17 protein-coding genes are annotated in these 19,253 nt (G+C 45.6%); 9 read left to right on the top strand and 8 right to left on the bottom strand.

Annotated features, from left to right (window positions below):
* Positions 1 to 188: 188 nt before the first annotated feature.
* Positions 189 to 431 carry an acetyltransferase gene (locus PN462_RS12350; RefSeq protein WP_272128552.1) on the bottom strand — a complete coding sequence of 81 codons (243 nt, stop codon included), beginning with the start codon at positions 429 to 431 and terminating at the stop codon, positions 189 to 191.
* 220 nt (positions 432 to 651) lie between these two features.
* Here PN462_RS12350 and PN462_RS12345 point away from each other — a divergent pair, with 220 nt between their 5' ends.
* The 4 genes from PN462_RS12345 to PN462_RS12330 all read left to right on the top strand — a co-directional run bounded on the left by PN462_RS12345 (position 652) and on the right by PN462_RS12330 (position 5,029).
* Complete coding sequence (locus tag PN462_RS12345; protein WP_272128551.1) at positions 652 to 2,130, top strand: alpha-amylase; 1,479 nt, start codon at positions 652 to 654, stop codon at positions 2,128 to 2,130.
* A gap of 175 nt (positions 2,131 to 2,305) precedes the next feature.
* Positions 2,306 to 3,103, top strand: a complete 798-nt coding sequence (locus tag PN462_RS12340; RefSeq protein ID WP_272128550.1) for a Uma2 family endonuclease — start codon at positions 2,306 to 2,308, stop codon at positions 3,101 to 3,103.
* Positions 3,104 to 3,340: 237 nt separating this feature from the next.
* Positions 3,341 to 4,732: a methyl-accepting chemotaxis protein gene (locus tag PN462_RS12335; protein ID WP_272128548.1), complete on the top strand. Its 1,392-nt coding sequence runs from the start codon at positions 3,341 to 3,343 to the stop codon at positions 4,730 to 4,732.
* Positions 4,733 to 5,029 carry a hypothetical protein gene (locus tag PN462_RS12330; protein ID WP_272128547.1) on the top strand — a complete coding sequence of 99 codons (297 nt, stop codon included), beginning with the start codon at positions 4,733 to 4,735 and terminating at the stop codon, positions 5,027 to 5,029.
* A 75-nt stretch (positions 5,030 to 5,104) separates the two neighbouring features.
* Here PN462_RS12330 and obgE read toward each other — a convergent pair whose 3' ends face one another.
* From obgE to PN462_RS12305, 5 genes are all read right to left on the bottom strand, one after another.
* Positions 5,105 to 6,124 carry a GTPase ObgE gene (gene obgE / locus PN462_RS12325; protein ID WP_272128546.1) on the bottom strand — a complete coding sequence of 340 codons (1,020 nt, stop codon included), beginning with the start codon at positions 6,122 to 6,124 and terminating at the stop codon, positions 5,105 to 5,107.
* 65 nt (positions 6,125 to 6,189) lie between these two features.
* Positions 6,190 to 7,872 (bottom strand): hypothetical protein, encoded by a 1,683-nt coding sequence (locus PN462_RS12320; RefSeq protein ID WP_272128545.1) that lies wholly within the window; start codon positions 7,870 to 7,872, stop codon positions 6,190 to 6,192.
* Positions 7,869 to 8,222 carry a hypothetical protein gene (locus PN462_RS12315; protein ID WP_272128544.1) on the bottom strand — a complete coding sequence of 118 codons (354 nt, stop codon included), beginning with the start codon at positions 8,220 to 8,222 and terminating at the stop codon, positions 7,869 to 7,871. Before PN462_RS12315 ends, PN462_RS12320 begins: the two co-directional genes overlap by 4 nt.
* Before the next feature lie 146 nt (positions 8,223 to 8,368).
* Positions 8,369 to 9,094 (bottom strand): Mo-dependent nitrogenase C-terminal domain-containing protein, encoded by a 726-nt coding sequence (locus PN462_RS12310; protein WP_272128543.1) that lies wholly within the window; start codon positions 9,092 to 9,094, stop codon positions 8,369 to 8,371.
* A 246-nt stretch (positions 9,095 to 9,340) separates the two neighbouring features.
* On the bottom strand, positions 9,341 to 10,234 hold the full coding sequence (locus PN462_RS12305) for a sigma-70 family RNA polymerase sigma factor (protein ID WP_272128542.1): 894 nt from the start codon (positions 10,232 to 10,234) through the stop codon (positions 9,341 to 9,343).
* A gap of 503 nt (positions 10,235 to 10,737) precedes the next feature.
* Here PN462_RS12305 and PN462_RS12300 point away from each other — a divergent pair.
* From PN462_RS12300 to PN462_RS12290, 3 genes are all read left to right on the top strand, one after another.
* A complete protein-coding gene (locus PN462_RS12300; RefSeq protein WP_272128541.1) occupies positions 10,738 to 12,549 on the top strand; it encodes an aspartate kinase in 1,812 nt (603 codons plus the stop codon).
* Positions 12,550 to 12,628: 79 nt separating this feature from the next.
* Positions 12,629 to 12,889, top strand: coding sequence for a hypothetical protein (locus PN462_RS12295; protein WP_272128540.1), 261 nt, complete (start codon positions 12,629 to 12,631; stop codon positions 12,887 to 12,889).
* A gap of 409 nt (positions 12,890 to 13,298) precedes the next feature.
* A complete protein-coding gene (locus tag PN462_RS12290; RefSeq protein WP_272128539.1) occupies positions 13,299 to 15,638 on the top strand; it encodes a CHAT domain-containing protein in 2,340 nt (779 codons plus the stop codon).
* Positions 15,639 to 15,739: 101 nt separating this feature from the next.
* Here the strand turns inward: PN462_RS12290 and PN462_RS12285 are convergent, their stop codons facing one another.
* Positions 15,740 to 16,174: an NUDIX hydrolase gene (locus tag PN462_RS12285; RefSeq protein ID WP_272128538.1), complete on the bottom strand. Its 435-nt coding sequence runs from the start codon at positions 16,172 to 16,174 to the stop codon at positions 15,740 to 15,742.
* A 288-nt stretch (positions 16,175 to 16,462) separates the two neighbouring features.
* Between PN462_RS12285 and PN462_RS12280 the strand changes: the two genes are divergently transcribed.
* Entirely contained in the window at positions 16,463 to 17,482 is a 1,020-nt protein-coding gene (locus PN462_RS12280) for an NAD(P)H-dependent glycerol-3-phosphate dehydrogenase (RefSeq protein WP_272128537.1), read from the top strand.
* Between the two features lie 151 nt (positions 17,483 to 17,633).
* Positions 17,634 to 19,025 carry an MFS transporter gene (locus PN462_RS12275; RefSeq protein WP_272128536.1) on the top strand — a complete coding sequence of 464 codons (1,392 nt, stop codon included), beginning with the start codon at positions 17,634 to 17,636 and terminating at the stop codon, positions 19,023 to 19,025.
* A gap of 47 nt (positions 19,026 to 19,072) precedes the next feature.
* On the opposite strand, the gene PN462_RS12270 is transcribed toward PN462_RS12275, so the two are convergent.
* Positions 19,073 to 19,253, bottom strand: a 181-nt coding sequence (locus PN462_RS12270; RefSeq protein ID WP_272128535.1) for a hypothetical protein, incomplete at its 5' end; no start/stop codon positions are given.

Genomic DNA, 19,253 nt, shown 5'->3' with positions numbered 1-19,253 from the left:
GCTTTCAACCCAAGGATTGCTTTCAACCCAAGGATTGCTTTCAACCCAAGGATTGCTTTCAACCCAAGGATTGCTTTCAACCCAAGGATTGCTTTCTCACCTAAAATGAATCCCTCAACCCCTTAAAACAGTTTTAAACTATGAGCCTTGGGTTTCACCCCAAGGCCACCAAACTACACCACAAAAAACTAACGCTGACTCACTGCCATAACCACATTATCCTGTTGAACCCGATAATTCGGATTAATCCAACATTGGGGTAAATCCTCCCCCGAAGGAAACCTTAAATCTTGCTTCTGATAAATCGCCAAATCCTGCTTTTCCTCACCCGCATGAGAACGGCCAGTCACTTGAGGCACAGAAGGTTTATACAAATTCTCCAGATTAATCACTTCAATCAAATAACCCGTCGATCTTTGTTCTAAAAACATAAAACATTAACTAATTCTTACACTTAACAACAACCGTTCAAGCACTCCTCACACCAAAATGACATTTCAATGAGCTTAGGAGACCTCGCTTTTACTCTAACGAAACTCAACAAAAAATTAAAATCTGACAAAACTTGTCAGAAATCCCCTAATATTCCCCTTTGAGCCACCAAAAACATGAGCTATCTTTGATTTATCCACCCTAATCCCACAAGGAGCAATGCCCATGTCCCTCAACGGTGTTATAATGCAATACTTCCACTGGTATATTGACCCCGACTTAATCCTGTGGAACGACATCACCGAAAAAGCCAAAGACCTCGCAGACGCTGGCATTACCGCCCTTTGGTTGCCCCCCGCATACAAAGGCATGGGTGGCATCTATGATGTCGGATATGCCGTCTATGATATGTATGACTTAGGAGAATTCCACCAACGGGGAACAACTCGCACCAAATACGGCACAAAAGAACAATACTTAGCCGCCATTCAAGCATTACACGCCAACAACATTCAAGTCTATGGAGATGGAGTCCTCAATCATCGCATGGGAGGGGAGCAAACCGAAATCGTCAAAGCCACCCCCTTCCCCCAAAATAACCGACTCACCCCCAAAGGGTGGATGCGCGACATCAAAACCTATACCCACTTTACCTTCCCCGGTCGCCAACAAAAATACTCCGACTTTCAATGGCACTGGTGGCACTTCGATGCCGTCGATTATGACGACTATACCAAAGAACCCAACACCGTTTACCTATTAGAAGGAAAACAATTTGATGATTACGTCGCCCTCGAAAAAGGTAACTATGCCTACCTAATGGGATGCGACATCGACTTTCAAAACCCAGAAGTCCGCGAAGAAATGCAACGATGGGGGAAATGGTATCTCGACACCACCCGAGTCGATGGGTTTCGTCTCGATGCCATTAAACATATCTCTGCGTGGTTTTTCCCCCAATGGATTGAAAATTTAGAAAATCACACCGGAAAAAACCTCTTTATCGTCGGAGAATACTGGTACAACGACATCAGCACATTACATTGGTACGTGGACTCCGTAGAAGGCAAAATGTCCGTCTTCGATGTCCCCCTCCACTATAACTTCCACTACGCCAGTCGGGCCGGCGGCCATTACGATATGCGCCGCATCCTCGACAACACCATGATGCAGCAACGCCCCACCCATGCCGTCACATTCGTCGAAAACCACGATTCTCAGCCCCTACAAGCCCTAGAAGCCCCCGTAGAGCCATGGTTTAAACCCCTCGCCTACGCCCTCATTCTCCTCCGGGCCGAAGGCTATCCCTGCGTATTTTATGCCGACTATTATGGGGCCCATTACGAAGACTATGGCCGAGATGGCAACCGTTACCCCATTTACCTCCCCTCCCACCGTTGGTTAATTGATAAATTCCTCTACGCCCGTCGTCACTTTGCCTACGGTCCCCAATACGATTATTTCGATCATATTAATACCATTGGTTGGACTCGCCTAGGAGATAACGAGCATCCAAAAGCCATGGCCGTCTTAATGAGTGACGGGGCAGCCGGAAATAAATGGATGGAAGTCGGAAAACCCCACACCAAGTTTTACGACATCACCCAACATATTCCCACCCCCGTCTATACCAACGAATGGGGATGGGCTGAGTTTTTCTGTAATGGCGGCTCAGTCTCCGTTTGGGTAGAAGAATAGTTAAGCCATGGGGAAGCCTCCGAAGCATCAGCAGCATCGGGAGAATTTAAACGGAAATACTGTTAATACTTCCCCATCTCCCCTTTGTGTCCTTTGTGTCTTTGTGGTTCAACTATCAACTATCAACTATCAACTATGCTACCCTTAACCTTAAAAGCATCACCCCCAACCGAATATGGTTCGCCAAATTCCCAAACCCACACAACAAACCCCCTCACCCCCCCAAACCCCACACCAAAAACCCACCATTACTTGGCATCCTTTACCCTCCGACTTTCCCCTCCCTGATGATCCCGTGGAAAACATCCAACAGCCCGCCCTCGCCGCCGCTTTAACCGATGCATTAGGCGCGAATGGATTAATTCAACCCTCCATACTCATTGCCGCTAATTTTGGCTTAGTCGCTACAATAAACGGCAAAACCATTGTTAAAGCCCCAGACTGGTGTTATATCCCCCAAGTACAACCAGTCACCGAAGGAGTCATTCGTCGCAGTTATACCCCCCACGTGGAAGGCTCTCCAGTTGCCGTAGTCATGGAATTTCTTTCCGACACCGAAGGGGGAGAACTATCCGTGCGTTCTACACCGCCTTACGGCAAGTTATATTTTTATGAGCATATTTTACAAGTCCCTACCTATGTCACCTATGACCCTTATGTTGGTCGTTTAGAGGTTCGCTATTTAGAAGAAGGCCAATATCAGTTAGGACAACCCAATGAAAATGGACAGTATTGGATACCAGAGTTAGAGTTATTTTTGGGACTGTGGCGAGGCGAACGGTTAGGACAAACCATTAACTGGTTAAGGTGGTGGGAGTCAGATGGGACTTTGTTGTTATGGAGTAGTGAACAAACGGAAGAAGAACGCCAACGGGCTGAAGAAGAACGCCAACGGGCTGAAGAAGAACGCCAACGGGCCGAAAAATTAGCGGCTAAGTTACGAGAGTTAGGAGTTAATCCCGATGAGCTTTAAAAGTCAAGCACAAACTAATATTGCCCCTTGAGGAGAGCGAAACCCAACAAAACCCTGTCCATATTTCCCTACCAAGAGACCAACCGACAAGAATGCCCCCAATTAAGACAGTCATGCCACTAGAATTAAATTTGTTATAGTTGTAGTCTTTTTAGCAACACCCAAGGACAGTTCAGGCAATGGTAAGGGGAACTCAAGTCTAAAATCACCTTTTTCCCTTAGCTAAAGAATAGAGTGATGCACAATTTCACGACTCCCCAACAAAAAATTCCGCAAAAGATCATTATTGCTGTCACTGCTCTGTGTATCGTTCCCTTTTTTTTAAATCAACTTGGCCTTGACTTTGCCACTCAAGGAGTCCCTTTTGATCTTGAAACCGCGAGTGAATTGCCACCCTCAGAAATTATTGACGCAATGCACTTAACATTAGCGGGGAGTTTCGTGCATACCATTTTAGAATGGAGTGCTTTTTGTGCCGCCTTTTTAATTGTTTTATTGAGTTTATTAAATTATACCGTTAAAGGAAATCCCATGACCCCGATTTTAGGGGTTGCTTTATTCTTTGCCGGGGTGATGGATGCTTTCCATACATTAGCAGCAGATCGACTCATTGAAGCCGTAGCAGATCATCAAAATTTAATTCCGTTTACTTGGGCAATTTGTCGCTTATTTCATGCACTAATCATGATTGTGGGGGTAGGTTTATTTTTAATCAGTCCTCAAATGAAAGAACGCACCAAAAGCACTAAAAATTTAAACCTTGTTATTATAATTAGTTTTATTTTTGGAGTTGTGGCGTATAGTATCATTTATTTTTGTGCGACTAGCTCACAACTGCCGCAAACCATGTTCCCCAATAGCTTAATTACTCGACCTTGGGATGTCATCCCGCTTCTACTTTTTCTTTTCGCAGGTTTAGTGGTTTATCCCAAGTTTTATCATCAAGAATCTAGTATTTTTACCCATGCTGTTGTCATTAGTGCAATTCCCAATGTAGCGACACAGGTTTATATGGCATTTGGTTCTACGGCCTTGTTTGATAATGCCTTTAATATTGCGCATTTCTTAAAAATCCTCGCTTATCTTGTCCCACTTATTGGACTATCTTTAGACTATGTAAATACTTATCAAAGTCAAGCGAGGTCATTATCTGCTGATTTAAAACAAAGTTTAGCATTTCTCCGGTCTTTAGCGAATAAAGTCTTAGATTCAACCCAATTAACCAATAAAATTAATGAATCAGGACAACAACTAGAAAGTATGGTGACACAACAAGTTGCCGCCCATCGAGATGTTTTAGCAACTACCACTGAAGTGGGACAAATTTCTGAACAATTAGTCGAAACCGTTGAAGAAATAGAGTCTGCTTTCACTTCTTTACAAAAATCTTGTAAAATGCTGTCCGAACAGTTAGGAGAAATTGCAACAGGAGCAAATAATATTCATAATATTATTGATCAAATTAATTACATTGCAACACAAACTAAAATGCTTTCTCTTAATGCCTCGATTGAAGCATCGAAGGTAGGAAACGCAAGTACCGGGTTTACAGTGATTGCTAAAGAGATTAATAAATTGGCAGATGAAACGGCTAATATTACTGAAAAAATTAATCCCATTCTAGATTAAATGCAATTTTCGGTAGCAGATGGCGTGAAAGAGATGGATCGGTTTACCACAGAACAAATTACCAGCCTAAACACTAAAGTGGAAACTATTCATCATAATATTAAAGCCCAAAGAACTAAATTTCAGGGAATTCAGGAATCAGTTAAGGAGTTGAGTCAAGCCTCAGAACAAACATCTTATTACCTGCGTCATACTTTGCAAGAAACGAAAGAATCTTTAGAAAATTTATCTCAGTCGGTACACCAGTTACAAGCGGAAATGTCCCAATTCTCCGAACAGCCTCACTCGGTTGATTAAAAAACCCCCTGTTTCTCTGTTCGTAGTCAGTAATCCGGACATCAAAAACCCTCTTATCTCAAATCCAGTGTATATTTATTCTGGCATGAGGGGGGTTGCTTCCGATAACTTCTCTAAATTTTGCCAGACGAGATTCAGGAGAGTCTCTAGCCCTTCCCCAGTAGCCGCAGAAATCTCTAAAATGGGTAGGGGGGTGTATTGGGCTAATTCCTCTTTAACAATGGCTTTCAAGTCTTCTTCTGCGGCATCGGTTTTATTTAAGACTAAAATTTGAGTGCGACTCGATAATCCCTTCCCATACGCCTTTAACTCATCCTGAATTGTATGGAAATCCTCAATAGGATTATTCGCCGTAATATCAATTAGATGGACTAATAAGCGAGTCCGTTCAATATGCCGCAAAAACTCATGGCCAAGGCCAATCCCTGCATGGGCCCCCGCAATTAACCCTGGAATATCTGCAAATACCGTCCCATCTCCCGTTGGTTTGCGAACAACGCCTAAATTCGGCACAAGTGTCGTAAACGGATAATTGGCAATTTTCGGACGGGCTGAAGACAACGCCGCAATTAACGTGGATTTTCCCGCATTGGGTAAGCCAATAATGCCCACCTCGGCCAATAACTTCAACTCTAACCGCAAACGGCGTTGTTCCCCTTCTAACCCCGGTAAAGCGTACTCTGGGGCGCGGTTGTGGTTGCTCAAAAAATGCCGATTCCCTAATCCTCCTTTGCCCCCTTGGGCTACGCAAATTTGTTGCTTAGGTTGGGTTAAGTCGCCAATGGTTTCCTCACTGGTGAGGTCATAAATTAACGTCCCACAGGGGACTTGTATAATTAAATCCTGCCCAGAAGCCCCCGTACAGTTATTGGGTCCTCCTCGTTTGCCATTATCTGCCTTAAAATAGCGGGAATATTTGAAATCGAGGAGGGTTTGCAGTTGTTCATCCGCTTCCAAATAAATTGATCCCCCTCGTCCCCCATTGCCTCCAGCCGGCCCCCCGGCAGGAACATATTTCTCCCGACGAAAAGCGACGATCCCATCGCCCCCATTTCCGGCTTGTACTTCAATTTCTGCGTAATCAATAAACTGCATTTTTCATCAATTAATAATTTAGACTTAACAATCAATAATGGGGAAATAGTATTGAGTTTTCCCTTTTACCAATGGTCTTGGAATTTTTTGAGCCAACATTGTAAAGTTTTACTCCGTCGTTTAATTGTTCCCCCAGAAAGCGATGGACAAACATCTTTCAAAAACTCAGTTGCTTTTTCTGGCTGAAGCTCTGAGAGATCATTGACATCTTGCCAGTTAAACCATGCTAACCCAAGATTAGATGATATAAACTGATAAGCTAAAAACCGTATTTTCGCATTTTTGGGCAAACGCTTTAGCATAAAACAAGCAGGAGTCGGTCGCACACGCTCATCAGCAAGACCCAAAATTTCTATTGCTCGCCGATAATAAGCAAATTGTCTTGTGCTAACCCCTTCTAATTTTAAGAACTTTTGTTTCACAATTGGTGGGGATGTAGGATATTGAATTAATAGAGATGCAAAATCTAAAATTCGTTCAAAGTTATCTGCCTGTGGAACATCATGAGAAAGGAGTTTTAAATTATTTTTGACAGACTCTTCTAAGTTATCAAAAATTCTATCTTCTGTAGATATAGATTTCAAAAATAGGTGTTCTGAAGTATTATGAGAAAAAGCAATATCAACTTGTAAATCATCCTGTTTTAATTGATAAATATAGTCTTGCCAGCTATTTAAAAAAGAATTACTTTGTTCATTCTTTTGAGATTCTATTGAAAATAAAGAAGCAATTTGGCTTGTTAGTAAATTCGACTGATTCTGACTAATGTTAATGTGTAATAAAATTGTCCAAGACCCGGGTATGGCTTGGGCAGGTATAAAAGTAGGTAAGTTTGAATTGGGCGAAGTTGTATTAACCACTTCTTGAAACAAACGTTCTATTTTATCAATCACATTTGCCCCAACTGACCAAGAATTTTTGTGCGTAGAACTATCAATACGAACAGCAACTGATAGTCCTTGTTTATGTTTTCCAAAAATTGTTCCTAGTGCAGCAAGAGAAGCTGTTATAAATCTATTGATTTGTTCTTTGATTTTAGAATTGTTTTCATCTTGCTTCAAAATACGAGAAGAGTAAATTTGATCAACTAACGTCTTAGCAGCAGACCAAATATTTTCATCCGTATATTGAACTGTATGTGCATTTATTACAAATTCTTCTAATCCTTCACTCCATTCCTCTTTTATCTCTAAATCATCCACCTGATCTAATACAGACTGCATTTGCCTTTGAAGCTCTTGCAATTGATTCTGAGTTCGAGGGGCTTTTGCATAATTTTCTCCCTCAGTAGCGATAAAATCTAAAGTTTGTTCAGCAATTAAGGAATTTCCCTGAGACAGACTCACGAGGAAAAAAGCATCTAATGCAGGTGTGAGCAAGGCAAAAAGCGGGGATTCCCAATTTTTAACCCAAGTCGTCAGTCCTAAAATACTAATTCTCGCTGGACTATCCGCAGAAACTGGTGATGCTTGTTCTGAAACGCTTTGAGAACGGGATAATACGGCGGCCAGTAGTAACCAGAGAACCTCAGAATTAACGGATTGCTGCGGGTTGAGCAGTTTACGCGCTAAAACGCCTAACGCAATTTCTAACTCCTGTTGTGTTCCTAGGGCAAGTAACGCAGCAAAATCTCGAATCTCTGCATTTACTCTTGTCAGATCAGTTAGCCTTCTCTCAACAGCATCTCTTGCTCCGTCGGGGTTGTCGGAGTCTAAAAATTGCTGTACCTTAGCGAGGCTCATAGTCATTCAGCGTTTTCTACTGGAATAAAGGTCAGACCTTTCCGAATCTCAATATCAACACGAGCATTGGGAATGGTTCGTTTAGAATCTTGAAAGGAGTGAGGCTGTGATTCTGGCCCAACTCCTCCTTGCTGACTCGCATTTTCAATAAAACGTTGTGCCTTTGCAAAAGCTCGTTTGCGTTCTTTTTTTTGAGATTCACTGCATTTTGCTTCAATCTTAGCAAGAAACGATAACCCTTCTTGATCTGTCACAGGTTGCTCTCTAGCCCAAGAACGGGTGTAACCTCCTTCAATAGGGATATCATCACCTTGAGCTTGGACTGCACCTCGATAAGGGGTTGGGGAACTCGACATATTCAATCCTCTAACCGAAACAAAGCTGGGTAGGCGAAGGTACTCCCACCCAGAAGAAGCTAATTGGTTGTCCTTGAGAACTTTAATCAACTTCTGAAATGTGTCTTAGTTTACCCTGAAACCCGAAATAGAGAAATCCCAATGCTTTAACAATATTTAGAAACGTCTTCTCCGCATTCATCCGCGAGAAAGGATAACGCCCGAAACCGTAATCCGACCAATTGTTCATAGAGGGGATTGAGTTTACACATGGGGGGGATATGGACTACTTTGTGGCCAAAGAGTTTAATATCTCGTTCAAAGGGACATTGGGGGGGGATGCTTTTACAGATAAACCGGGCAACCCTGGGATCATTCACGTCCATTTTGTCTAACCACTTCTGGATGGGTTTGAGGACGTGGGGGTGGGGAAGGGAGAGATGAGAGTCTGTAGCTTGCTGATCTGCTTGGACTTCCGAGGTAAACGCATCATCGGCTTCTGGTTCGATGTTGTGTTTGTCGGGGTCATAGAGGGTATGTTCGAGGGCTTTGAGTTCCTCGACTTCTAAGTCTAATGCGTCTAAAAATTCGTTAATGACGTTGGATTCTTCTTTGGAGTAAACGCCGTTGGCTAAGGCCATCATGACGGCGGTTCGCATGAAGTTTTCCGCCATTTCTGGGTCGCCTTTCATGGTTTGGGCGAGTTCGTGGGCGGAAATGGGTTCGAGTGACCCTAGATCGGTTTGGGGGGCGAGTTCTTCGTGGGTTAGACTAGCGATGAAGTCTTTTTCTTCGGGATCATAGTGGCCATCGGCCCAAGCAACGGTTAAGAGTCCCCGTAGCCACACGGAAATTTGTTCGTCGGTATATTGCGTTTGTGTAACACTACTCATAAATTTTGATTCACTAAATCACCATTCTGGCCTTTAGATGCCTCTCTAATTGTAGCTTTGTCTTTTGGGAGTGCGAGTGTTGGGGTTGGTTCGGAAGACAACACTCTGGAGGAAATGAGAAAAAGGACTCACAACTGGCGGTTTGTTGAGTCCTTCATGGGGCTGAATGGGTTTTAGCGTCGCCGTTTTGCTTAATTTCCGACTGCTCTACGACTGCTCTACGACTGCTCTACGGGGGGGGGACCGTTACATGGCTATTCCTCTTAACCGAAAGGCATTCCGTTTCAGGGTTCGCAAGGCTTTATTTTGGATTTGGCGGACTCGTTCGTGACTCATGCCACAATAATTACCAATTTCTTTAAAGCTCATTTTTTTGCCATTTTCTAACCCAAAGCGGAGGGTGATGACTTCTCGCTGTCGTTCGGGTAAGGTTTGTAAGAGTCGCGTGACTTGGGATTGCATTTCGTCTTGTAAGGCGAAATCACTGGGGGAGGCGGAGTCATCGGCTAAGAGTTGGCCTAATTCTGTATTATCATCTTCTTTGACCTTGAGATTGAGACTCATGGCACTGGTTCGGTGAACCGCTTGACGAATGGTGCGGAGTTTTTTTACGGGAATGTCGAGACGTTCGGCCAGTTCGATTTCGGTGGGTTTACGGCCTAATTCTTGGATTAATTCACGGGTGGTATATTTTAATTTAGTAATTTGTTCGGTCATGTGGATGGGGAGACGGATGGTGCGACTTTGTTCTGCGATCGCACGGGTAATCGCCTGACGAATCCACCAATAGGCATAGGTCGATAACTTATACCCCCGACTGGGATCAAATTTTTCAATTCCCCGAATTAACCCTAAACTCCCCTCTTGGATTAAATCCAGTAACGATAACCCCCGATTACGATATTTTTTAGCAATGGAGACCACTAAACGTAAGTTGGCCTTGATCATTTTTTCCTTTGCTCTCTCACCTTGACGAAAAATACGCCATTCTTCGGGGGTTAAGGTCTCTTTATCCAAGAGAGCCATCATTTGTTGCACCTGATGAGCTAATTCAAGTTCTTCTTCCTGACGCAGTAGGGGAGTACGTCCGATTTCTTGTAAGTAGGCTTTAACATTATCAACTGGGAGCGGTTGATTCATAAATTCTCCTTATTGATGGTTTCGGCGTTTTTTGGGCCAAGTGTGAGAATTCGTGAGAGAGTTCAACACAATCAGGACATAGCAAAGTTGCTATCTACCCACAGAGAGGCTTTCCGCCCTAGATTAACAAATATTACTAACAAATATTACTGTGGAGAAGATCAGTTTCTAGGAAGGTCAGTCAATTACTAGGAGGGCAATCTCAAGGATATCGCTAATCGGTATCACGAAATGGTTCAGCTAGTACAGTTTAGTTAACAAAAATTAGTTAACACACAAAAATTAGTTAACACAAAAATGAGTAAAAGTCACCTATCACAGGGGGAGACAGGTTATTATTTTGGGTTTAGCTGCATTACACCTAAACCTTAACAAAGTTAACAAAAATTTGCAATCTATTCATCTTCTGACAAGGGAACAGGAGAGACTCACGGCATCCGGTTTGCTTTGCTAGAGTGAGAAAGATACAATAGGCAACTCATCAATGGGGATATAGTTCGCTTATGTCGCTAATCGTGCAGAAATTTGGGGGAACGTCAGTCGGTTCAGTTGAACGCATCCAAACCGTTGCCCAACGCATCTACAAAACGGTTCAAGCTGGAAATCAAGTGGTCGTGGTGGTTTCAGCGATGGGGAAAACCACGGATAGTTTAGTGGGGTTAGCCCAAGAGATTACCTCAACCCCCTCAAAGCGAGAGATGGATATGTTACTCTCGACGGGGGAGCAGGTGTCCATCGCGCTGATGAGTATGGCGTTACAGGAGTTAGGACAACCGGCCATTTCCCTCACGGGGGCCCAGGTGGGGATTATGACCGAAACCGCCCACAGTCGCGCTAGAATTTTACAGATTAAAACGGAACGGTTACAACGGCATTTACAAGAAGGGAAAGTGATTGTTGTAGCTGGGTTTCAGGGCATTGGGGAAGGAGAAGATTTAGAGATTACCACCCTAGGCCGCGGGGGGTCAGATACCTCGGCAGTTGCCTTGGCCGCAGCGTTACAGGCGAAGCAATGCGAGATTTATACAGATGTTCCGGGGATTTTGACTACTGATCCCCGTTTAGTTCCCGAAGCGCGGTTAATGACGGAAATTACCGCCGATGAGATGCTAGAGTTAGCGAGTTTGGGGGCGAAGGTGTTACACCCCCGTGCTGTGGAAATTGCCCGGAATTATGGTATCCCCTTGGTGGTGTTATCGAGTTGGACCGATGACCCCGGAACTCGCGTCATTTCCCCGATGCCCAAACCGCGTTCTTTGGATAATCTAGAAATTGCCAAGGCCGTGGATGCGGTGGAATTGGATGGAGATCAAGCGAAAGTGGCCTTATTGCGAGTGCCAGACCGTCCAGGCATTGCGGCCCGTCTCTTTGGGGAAATTGCCCGTCATGAGGTGGATGTGGATTTAATTATCCAGTCTATTCATGAGGGGAATAGTAATGATATTGCCTTTACGGTGGTGAAAGAAGTCTTAAACCATGCCGAAGCGGTGGCGGAGGCCATTGCCCCGGCCTTACGCTTGGATAGTAGTCCTAGTAGTAATGAAGCGGAAGTTCTCGTGGAACGGAACATCGCTAAAATTGCTATTGCGGGGGCGGGAATGATTGGCCGTCCGGGCATTGCGGCGACGATGTTCGCCACCTTGGCCGATGCGGGGGTAAATATTGACATGATTTCTACGTCCGAGGTTAAGGTGAGTTGTACGATTGCGAAAGAAGATTGCGATCGCGCAATTCAAGCCCTCTGCAACACCTTCGGCATCGAATCCTCCCCCCTCCACCTCCCCAGTCACACCCAGATCGAAAACTCCCCCCCCGTCCGAGGAGTTGCCCTAGACCGGTCCCAAGCCCAACTCGGCATCCGCCACGTCCCCGACCATCCGGGCATGGCCGCCAAAATCTTCACCCTGTTAGCCGACCAAGGCATCAGTGTTGATATGATCATTCAATCCCAACGCTGCCGCATCATCAACGGTACACCCACCAGAGACATCGCCTGCACCGTCGCCCAAGCGGATATTACCACCGCCCGCAGCACCCTAGAAAACCTTGTTGCACAATGGGGCATGAGTGAAGTCTTAGTGAATACTGCCGTGGCGAAAGTGAGTGTCGTGGGGGCCGGAATGATAGGTCATCCGGGAGTAGCAGCCAAAATGTTCGCCGCCTTAGCGGACCACAGCATTAATATCCACATGATCACCACCTCCGAGATTAAAATTAGCTGCATTGTCCCCGAAGAAGACGGAGTAACAGCATTACAAGCCATTCACAAGGCATTTAATTTGGCGGGACAAGAACAAGTGAAAGTTCCCGTTTAGGAGGGATAGGGGAGTTGAGAGTTGAGAGTTACACCACTTCCCTATTCCCTAGATTAGAAACTACGAGGAGGAACAAAAAATGCCTTATGTGACCAGTATAGAACGGTCTGCTCGCCAAGAAGGAATTGAGCAGGGAATTGAGCAGGGGATTCTCCGTAAAAGTCGAGAGGATATTCTCGAAGTGTTAGAAGTGCGTTTTAAGGTTGTGCCAGAGGGGTTGAGAGATACACTGAATCAAATTGAGCAGAAGTCTATTCTGACTACTTTACATCGTCAAGCCATTACAGTAGATTCTCCTGAAGCCTTCCAAAGTCTAGTGAATCAGCAACTTGAATCTTAGGGGAGGGGTAATGGTGATAAGTTAAAGTGAGACTTCCTATTGTCAAGAGAGATGGGGAAGATGGGGGAGATGGGGGAGATGGGGAAGAGGGAGGTTTAAACTGTTCTATTTTCAATGGTTCTCTATCTCCTCTATCTCCCGATGCTCCTAAAAACTGGACAAAAGACAGGTTATCTTAACTGGTCAGCAATGGGGGAGGGGATACTCAGATGTGAGGGTAAGTTAAATCTTTCACCCCAATAACTTTGTCGGTCAAGAAAAATCGGGTTTTGGGAAACCTCGCTTCTGACAAATCTATCTATTATCTTTGATAATGGTATCAGTCTGTCTCATTATTCCCCCGTGGGTCGTTTCCTCCGGTTCAAGGTGTGACAACGCTCCTTTTTGTCCTTCCACCTACGCACAATCCATGTTTCAGGAATTCCAACTCTCGGTCACTCCCCTGGGTGACGATCGCTATTTAATCCGAACAGAGAAAGTCGCCCCAGGTGTCCCGTTGGCGGAAGAACAAGTGCAGTGGAATACTGAAAAATGGCGCGATCGCGCAACTCAATTAATGGCCGACCCCCTCTTTCATGTCCTACAGGGAGGAGACTCCCTAGAAGCCGATTTTCGCTTTATTACCGGGGAACTCAATCAAGGAACAACCGAGGCCGCCACCTTTAATTTAATTGAATTTGGCCAACAACTCTATGAATCCCTCTTTCAAGGTACATTACGGGATAGTTGGATTGCAGCCCAAAGTATCGCCCACAATCAACGGTCAATTTTACGCCTACGCTTGGGGATGCGAGGCCGGGAATTATTACGGTTGCCCTGGGAAGTCTTACACAGTCAAGAGAGCAATTTTATCTTTCGGCCACTCGCTACAGGGACAGATGTGGCCTTCTCCCGGTATCTACTCGGCAGTCCTTTAGGCAGTCCCACCCTAACAACCCACCGTTCTCCCCAACAACCCCTACGGATTTTAATGGCCATTGCCCAACCCGATGACCAAGATAGTTTAGCCCTACAACAAGAAGCCTACCAACTCCAAGCAGAACTGCAACGGAATGCCACAGACTCCCCCCATCTCGAACTGATGATCCTGGAACAACCTGGACGGGAAGAACTCACCCAAGCCCTAGAACAAGGCAATTATCAAGTTTTCCATTATGCCGGACATAGTGACCTAGGGGAAGCCGGAGGAGGCATTTATTTAGTCAATCGAACCACCGGACTCACCGAACAACTCTACGGGGAAGACTTAGCCGGATTATTAGTCAATAATGGCATTCAATTCGCCGTCTTTAACTCCTGTCGCAGTGGCTATGTGGCCGCCGAAAATGACCTCTCTCCCACCGCCAATCCTGAACAACGTAGTTTAGCCCAATCTCTCGTTCAACGGGGCATTCCTGCCGTTTTAGCCATGTCTGAACGCATCCCCGATGAAGTAGCCCTCACCCTCACTCGCTTACTCTATCGCAATCTTGATCTCGGTTATCCCATTGATCTCAGTTTAAGTCGCGCTAGACAGGGGTTAATTTCCGCTTACGGGTCAAAACAACTCTATTGGGCCTTACCTGTTCTCTATCTCCACCCGAATTTTAATGGCCTCCTCTTAGACAGTGAAGAAAAAAACCTCGATCCTCTCGATGTCTATGATACCGAGGAAATGCCCGCCGAATTGTTAGGGGAGGAACAAGAGGTTCAGGAGGACTGGTTAGCGGATGAGGATTTAGAGGAGGAAGACTTCTTAACTCCAGAAGAACAAAATGGGAAACAGTCCTCGATGGGAGAAACCACCGAGGAGGGAGAAGACAGTGAGGAGGCCGATTTTATTAAAAGCGTCCTCAGTGACTTCTCTCATCCCCAAGAACCCCCCAACACCGAAGGGGAGACCTCAACCTCTCCCCAACCCACTCCACCCCCCTCAGAAAGCATTTCTCCCCAACCTCCTCTCCCTCAAAAACCTCCCTCGCGGAAACAACACCCGGCCTTGTTACCGGGGATAGTGGGGGGAGTCGTTGCGGTGTTAGTTGCAGTGGGAGGGGTTTGGTATTGGCAAAGTCAACCCTTTAATCCGGCTAATCTTGATGTAGAGGGGGAGGTGGAGTCGGTTGATCCGACCAATTTGGATTTTCAGGTGGTTTCGACAGATCAGTTAACCAGTTTAGCGATCGCGCAATTTACAGAAGGCAATCTCGAAACCGGGGTAAATGCAGTCACTGAATTATTAAACCGCAATGCCCTAAATTACGCAGAATCCGCCCTAGCAGCAGTCCCCAATCAATCCCTAGACACCCCCAGTGTTAGTTTTCTCCGAGGCCGTTTAGCCTGGCAATCGGTAATGGTGGGGGAAAGTAATTACAGTGTCGATGATGCGAGACGCTATTGGGAACTTGCCGTCAAAGGCGATCCTCAATCGCTACAATACCATAATGCGTTAGGGTTTGCGTATTATGCCGAAGGGAAAATTAATCGAGCGAATCAGGCGTGGTATGATGCCCTAGAGTTAACGGATCAACAGGTTGAACAGGAGAATAGTGAATTAACTCCAGCCCTGTTAGATACCTATGCTGGACTAGCGTTAGGCTTATCTAAGTTAGCTCAAGACAGTGATGGCGAACAGCAACGAGTTTTACAAGATAAGGCAAATAAGTTAAAACAAAAGGTGTTAAATGAAGACCCCTTAGCCTATCAAGCCCAAGGGTTAAGTCAAAATTGGTTATGGACTGAAGAAGCGATTAAAGATTGGCAAGAGTTGTAATTGGTAATTGGTAAACTGTTTACTGTTCCCTGTTCCGGAGTTCCCTTTTTCACAAAGAACAAATAACCAACAACAAAGAACAAATAACCAACAACAAAGAACTATCTCTGCAAAACAGGCCGCACGCCATTTAACCGATAGTTGCGATAATCTTGTAAAACCTTGTCGTGGTCAAAACAAAGATGTTCTGGCAAATTGTCAACCGTAAAAATACTTAAATTTTTAGCATCATCCGCCGCTTGGGGGTTGCCTGTGGCCGTAGCAATAAACACCACACTCAAAGTATGCTTGCGGGGGTCGCGGTTGGGGTCGGAATAGACATAAAATTGTTCTTGTAACGTGACATCTAGACTCACTTCCTCCTTCGCTTCCCGGATAGCAGCTTGTTCAACAGACTCCCCATAGTCCACAAACCCCCCTGGAATTGCCCAACCGTAAGGCGGATTTTGTCGTTCAATTAAAATAATGGGAGACTCTGCGCGATTGCGCAATTCAATAATAATATCTACCGTTGGGATAGGATTTCGATAAGCCATCAGCACTTAATATTCAACTCTAGACAGAAACCGTATGAACACATCCAAGACCCCCCAAAGGGAAATCCGTGCGTTCTAACGCCCATTCGATACCATAGTAAAGGAGTGAGGTCAGGGGTAATGCTTGACCCTCCTAGAATTTGGCTAAAATGAATGCTTGAGTTATCACTCACCTAGTAAGCCATCCGACCCTGTGAGGGACTTCCACCTCATGGGTGTAGCGTCCTAACCTCTCTTGAGTATAGGGAGAGACGAGGCTCGTATTTGTTGAATTCATGAGAATATCTAATGACCAATAATGTAACGTCTGCACCCTCAACCAATCCCAATCCAGAAGCTAGTCAGACTGTAGTAACACAAAACGAAAACACCAGTCAACCCACTAATTTAACCATTATTGGGGCTGGGGCCTGGGGGTCTGCTTTAGCCAATGTCTCCGAACGCAGTGGCCACCAAATCCGCATTTGGTCTAGACGCAGTAAAGAAACCCTAGCAGAAGCAGTACAAGGGGCCGATGTCATCCTCTCTGCGGTTTCTATGAAAGGGGTTCGTCCCGTTGTGGAACAAATACAAGCGTTACATATCCCCGATGACGTAATTTTGGTGACGGCCACCAAAGGACTTGACCCCCAAACCACGAAAACCCCCTCACAAATTTGGCAGGAAGCCTTCCCGGAACATCCCGTCGTGGTGTTATCGGGGCCGAATTTATCCAAAGAAATTATGAACGAACTGCCCGCAGCAACAGTGATGGCCAGTTCTGATGTCCAGGCCGCAGAAACCGTCCAAGAATTGTTTGCCTGTGAGTCTTTTCGGGTATATGTGAATACAGACCCCTTGGGGACGGAATTAGGCGGAACGCTGAAAAATATTATGGCGATCGCATCCGGGGTTTGCGATGGCTTAAACTTAGGAACAAATGCCAAAGCGGCCTTACTCACCCGGGCCTTACCGGAAATGATCCGAGTCGGGGCCGTATTGGGGGCCGATACGGAAACCTTTTTTGGCTTATCGGGGTTAGGCGACTTACTGGCCACCTGTGATAGTCCCCTCTCTCGGAACTATCAAGTGGGGTACGGCCTCTCCCAAGGGAAAACCCTCTCAGAAATTCTCGACCACTTAGAAGGGACGGCGGAGGGGGTAAATACGACCAATGTCTTGATTGATTTAGCGAACCAACAAAAAATCGCCGTTCCCATCTCTCGGCAAGTATATCGCCTTCTCAATGGCAAAATTACCCCCAAAGAGGCCGTCCAGACTCTCATGGAACGGGATTTAAAACCAGAATTTGATGATTTGGAGTTTTAAACCCTCGGACAACTGACGGCTGTTTACCAAAAATGTCGTGCATAAAACTCCCGCTAGACCCGCAGGGTTAGCGGTGAGATGAATTTCCCCCCTGTTGAACGTATAGGAGGACCGTCACACTTAATTTTTTGTTGTTTGTGTCAAAGAAACTATGAGTAACAAGACTGTTCAAGAAAAGTCAACACCCGAAAAACCCTCTCAAGAACCGAAAAAATTAAGTTTTTTCCGACTGTGGAATTTAACTGTCGGATTTTTTGGAGTTCAGTTTGGTTGGGCGTTGCAAATGTCCAACACTAGCGCGATTTATGAATATTTAGGCGCGAACCCTGAAGAAATCCCGATTTTATGGTTAGCTGCGCCGTTGAGTGGGTTAATTGCCCAACCGATTATCGGTTATTTCAGCGATCGCACTTGGACCCCTTTAGGCCGCAGGCGACCGTATTTCCTCGCCGGGGCGATTTGCAGTTCTCTTGCGCTCATCCTCATGCCCAATTCTTCAGCCTTGTGGATGGCCGCAGGACTATTGTGGATCATGGACACCTCGATTAATTTAACCACAGAACCCTTTAGGGCGTTTATTGCGGACCGTGTACCGGAGAATCAACGGACGAAGGGGTTTGCCATGCAAGCCTTTTTTATTGGCTCTGGGGCGGTAGTAGCGGCGACGTTACCTTGGTTGCTACATAATGTGTTTGGGCTACAAGAAGCCAACGAGGCCGCCAATTCGATTCCTCTCACGGTGAAGATTTCCTATTATGTGGGGGCTTCAGTGTTCCTGAGTACCATTTTATGGACGGTACTCACCACCAACGAAACCCCACCCCAAGATATGGAAGCGTTTAATAAGCGCAATGAGGAAAGCGAGGGGTTAGGGAAGGCATTACAAGAGATTTGGGGGAATATTGTTAATATGCCCCAAACCATGCGTCAGTTAGCCGTAGTGCAGTTTTTCACCTGGTTGGGGATGTTTTGTGTGTTCTTGTATTTACCCCCTGCGATCGCGCACCATATCTTTGGCGCAGTCTCGGAAAAATCCGAAGTCTATACCGACGGCATCGAATGGGCCGGAGTCTGTATCGCCGTCTATAACGGCACTTGTTTCCTCGTCTCCCTCCTCCTATCCAAAATCGCCAAACGCATTGGCCGCAAACCCACCCACTCCATCTGCCTTTTATGTGGCGGGGCCGGACTCATCTCGCTCTTATTCATCCATAATCAATATCTAGCCTTCGCCTCCATGATCGGTTTAGGCATTGCTTGGGCGAGTATTTTGTCCATTCCCTACTCCATGTTGTCCGACTCCCTCCCGAAACGGAAAATCGGCATTTACATGGGCTTATTCAACGCCTTCATCGTCATCCCGCAAATTGTCGCAGCATTAGGGTTAGGTTGGGTAATGGTAACATTCCTCAATTCCTCTCACCTCTATGTGGTGATTTTAGGGGGAATTTCCTTTGTCATCAGTGCATTATGCGTCCCCATCGTCAATGATGTGGCCGAAGAAGACGACACCCTCCCCAGTCAAGTGGCCGCCGAAAGTTAAATTGCGGGTAACAGCAGAAACCTAAGCGAATCCCCAAAATCCGCTCGTTAAAAGCTAGACATTGATTGACATTGTTCAATTTTTGTTAACTTAGAAAGGGACGAGCGTGCAGACTCAGCCATAAATCCTGTAAAAAGGTAGGCTACCTTGAGAGGGTCATCACACCCAAGTGTAAACGCCAGCACTTGGCCCTGTGGTCTGTAATTAAACAAAACACCAACGATGAGT

The sequence above is a fragment of the Spirulina sp. CS-785/01 genome (assembly GCF_028330525.1).
In the GTDB taxonomy this organism is placed as follows: domain Bacteria; phylum Cyanobacteriota; class Cyanobacteriia; order Cyanobacteriales; family Spirulinaceae; genus JAQMSD01.
The sequence above is the reverse complement of the archived record's forward strand: the minus strand, read 5'-3'. Positions and strand labels throughout refer to the sequence as shown.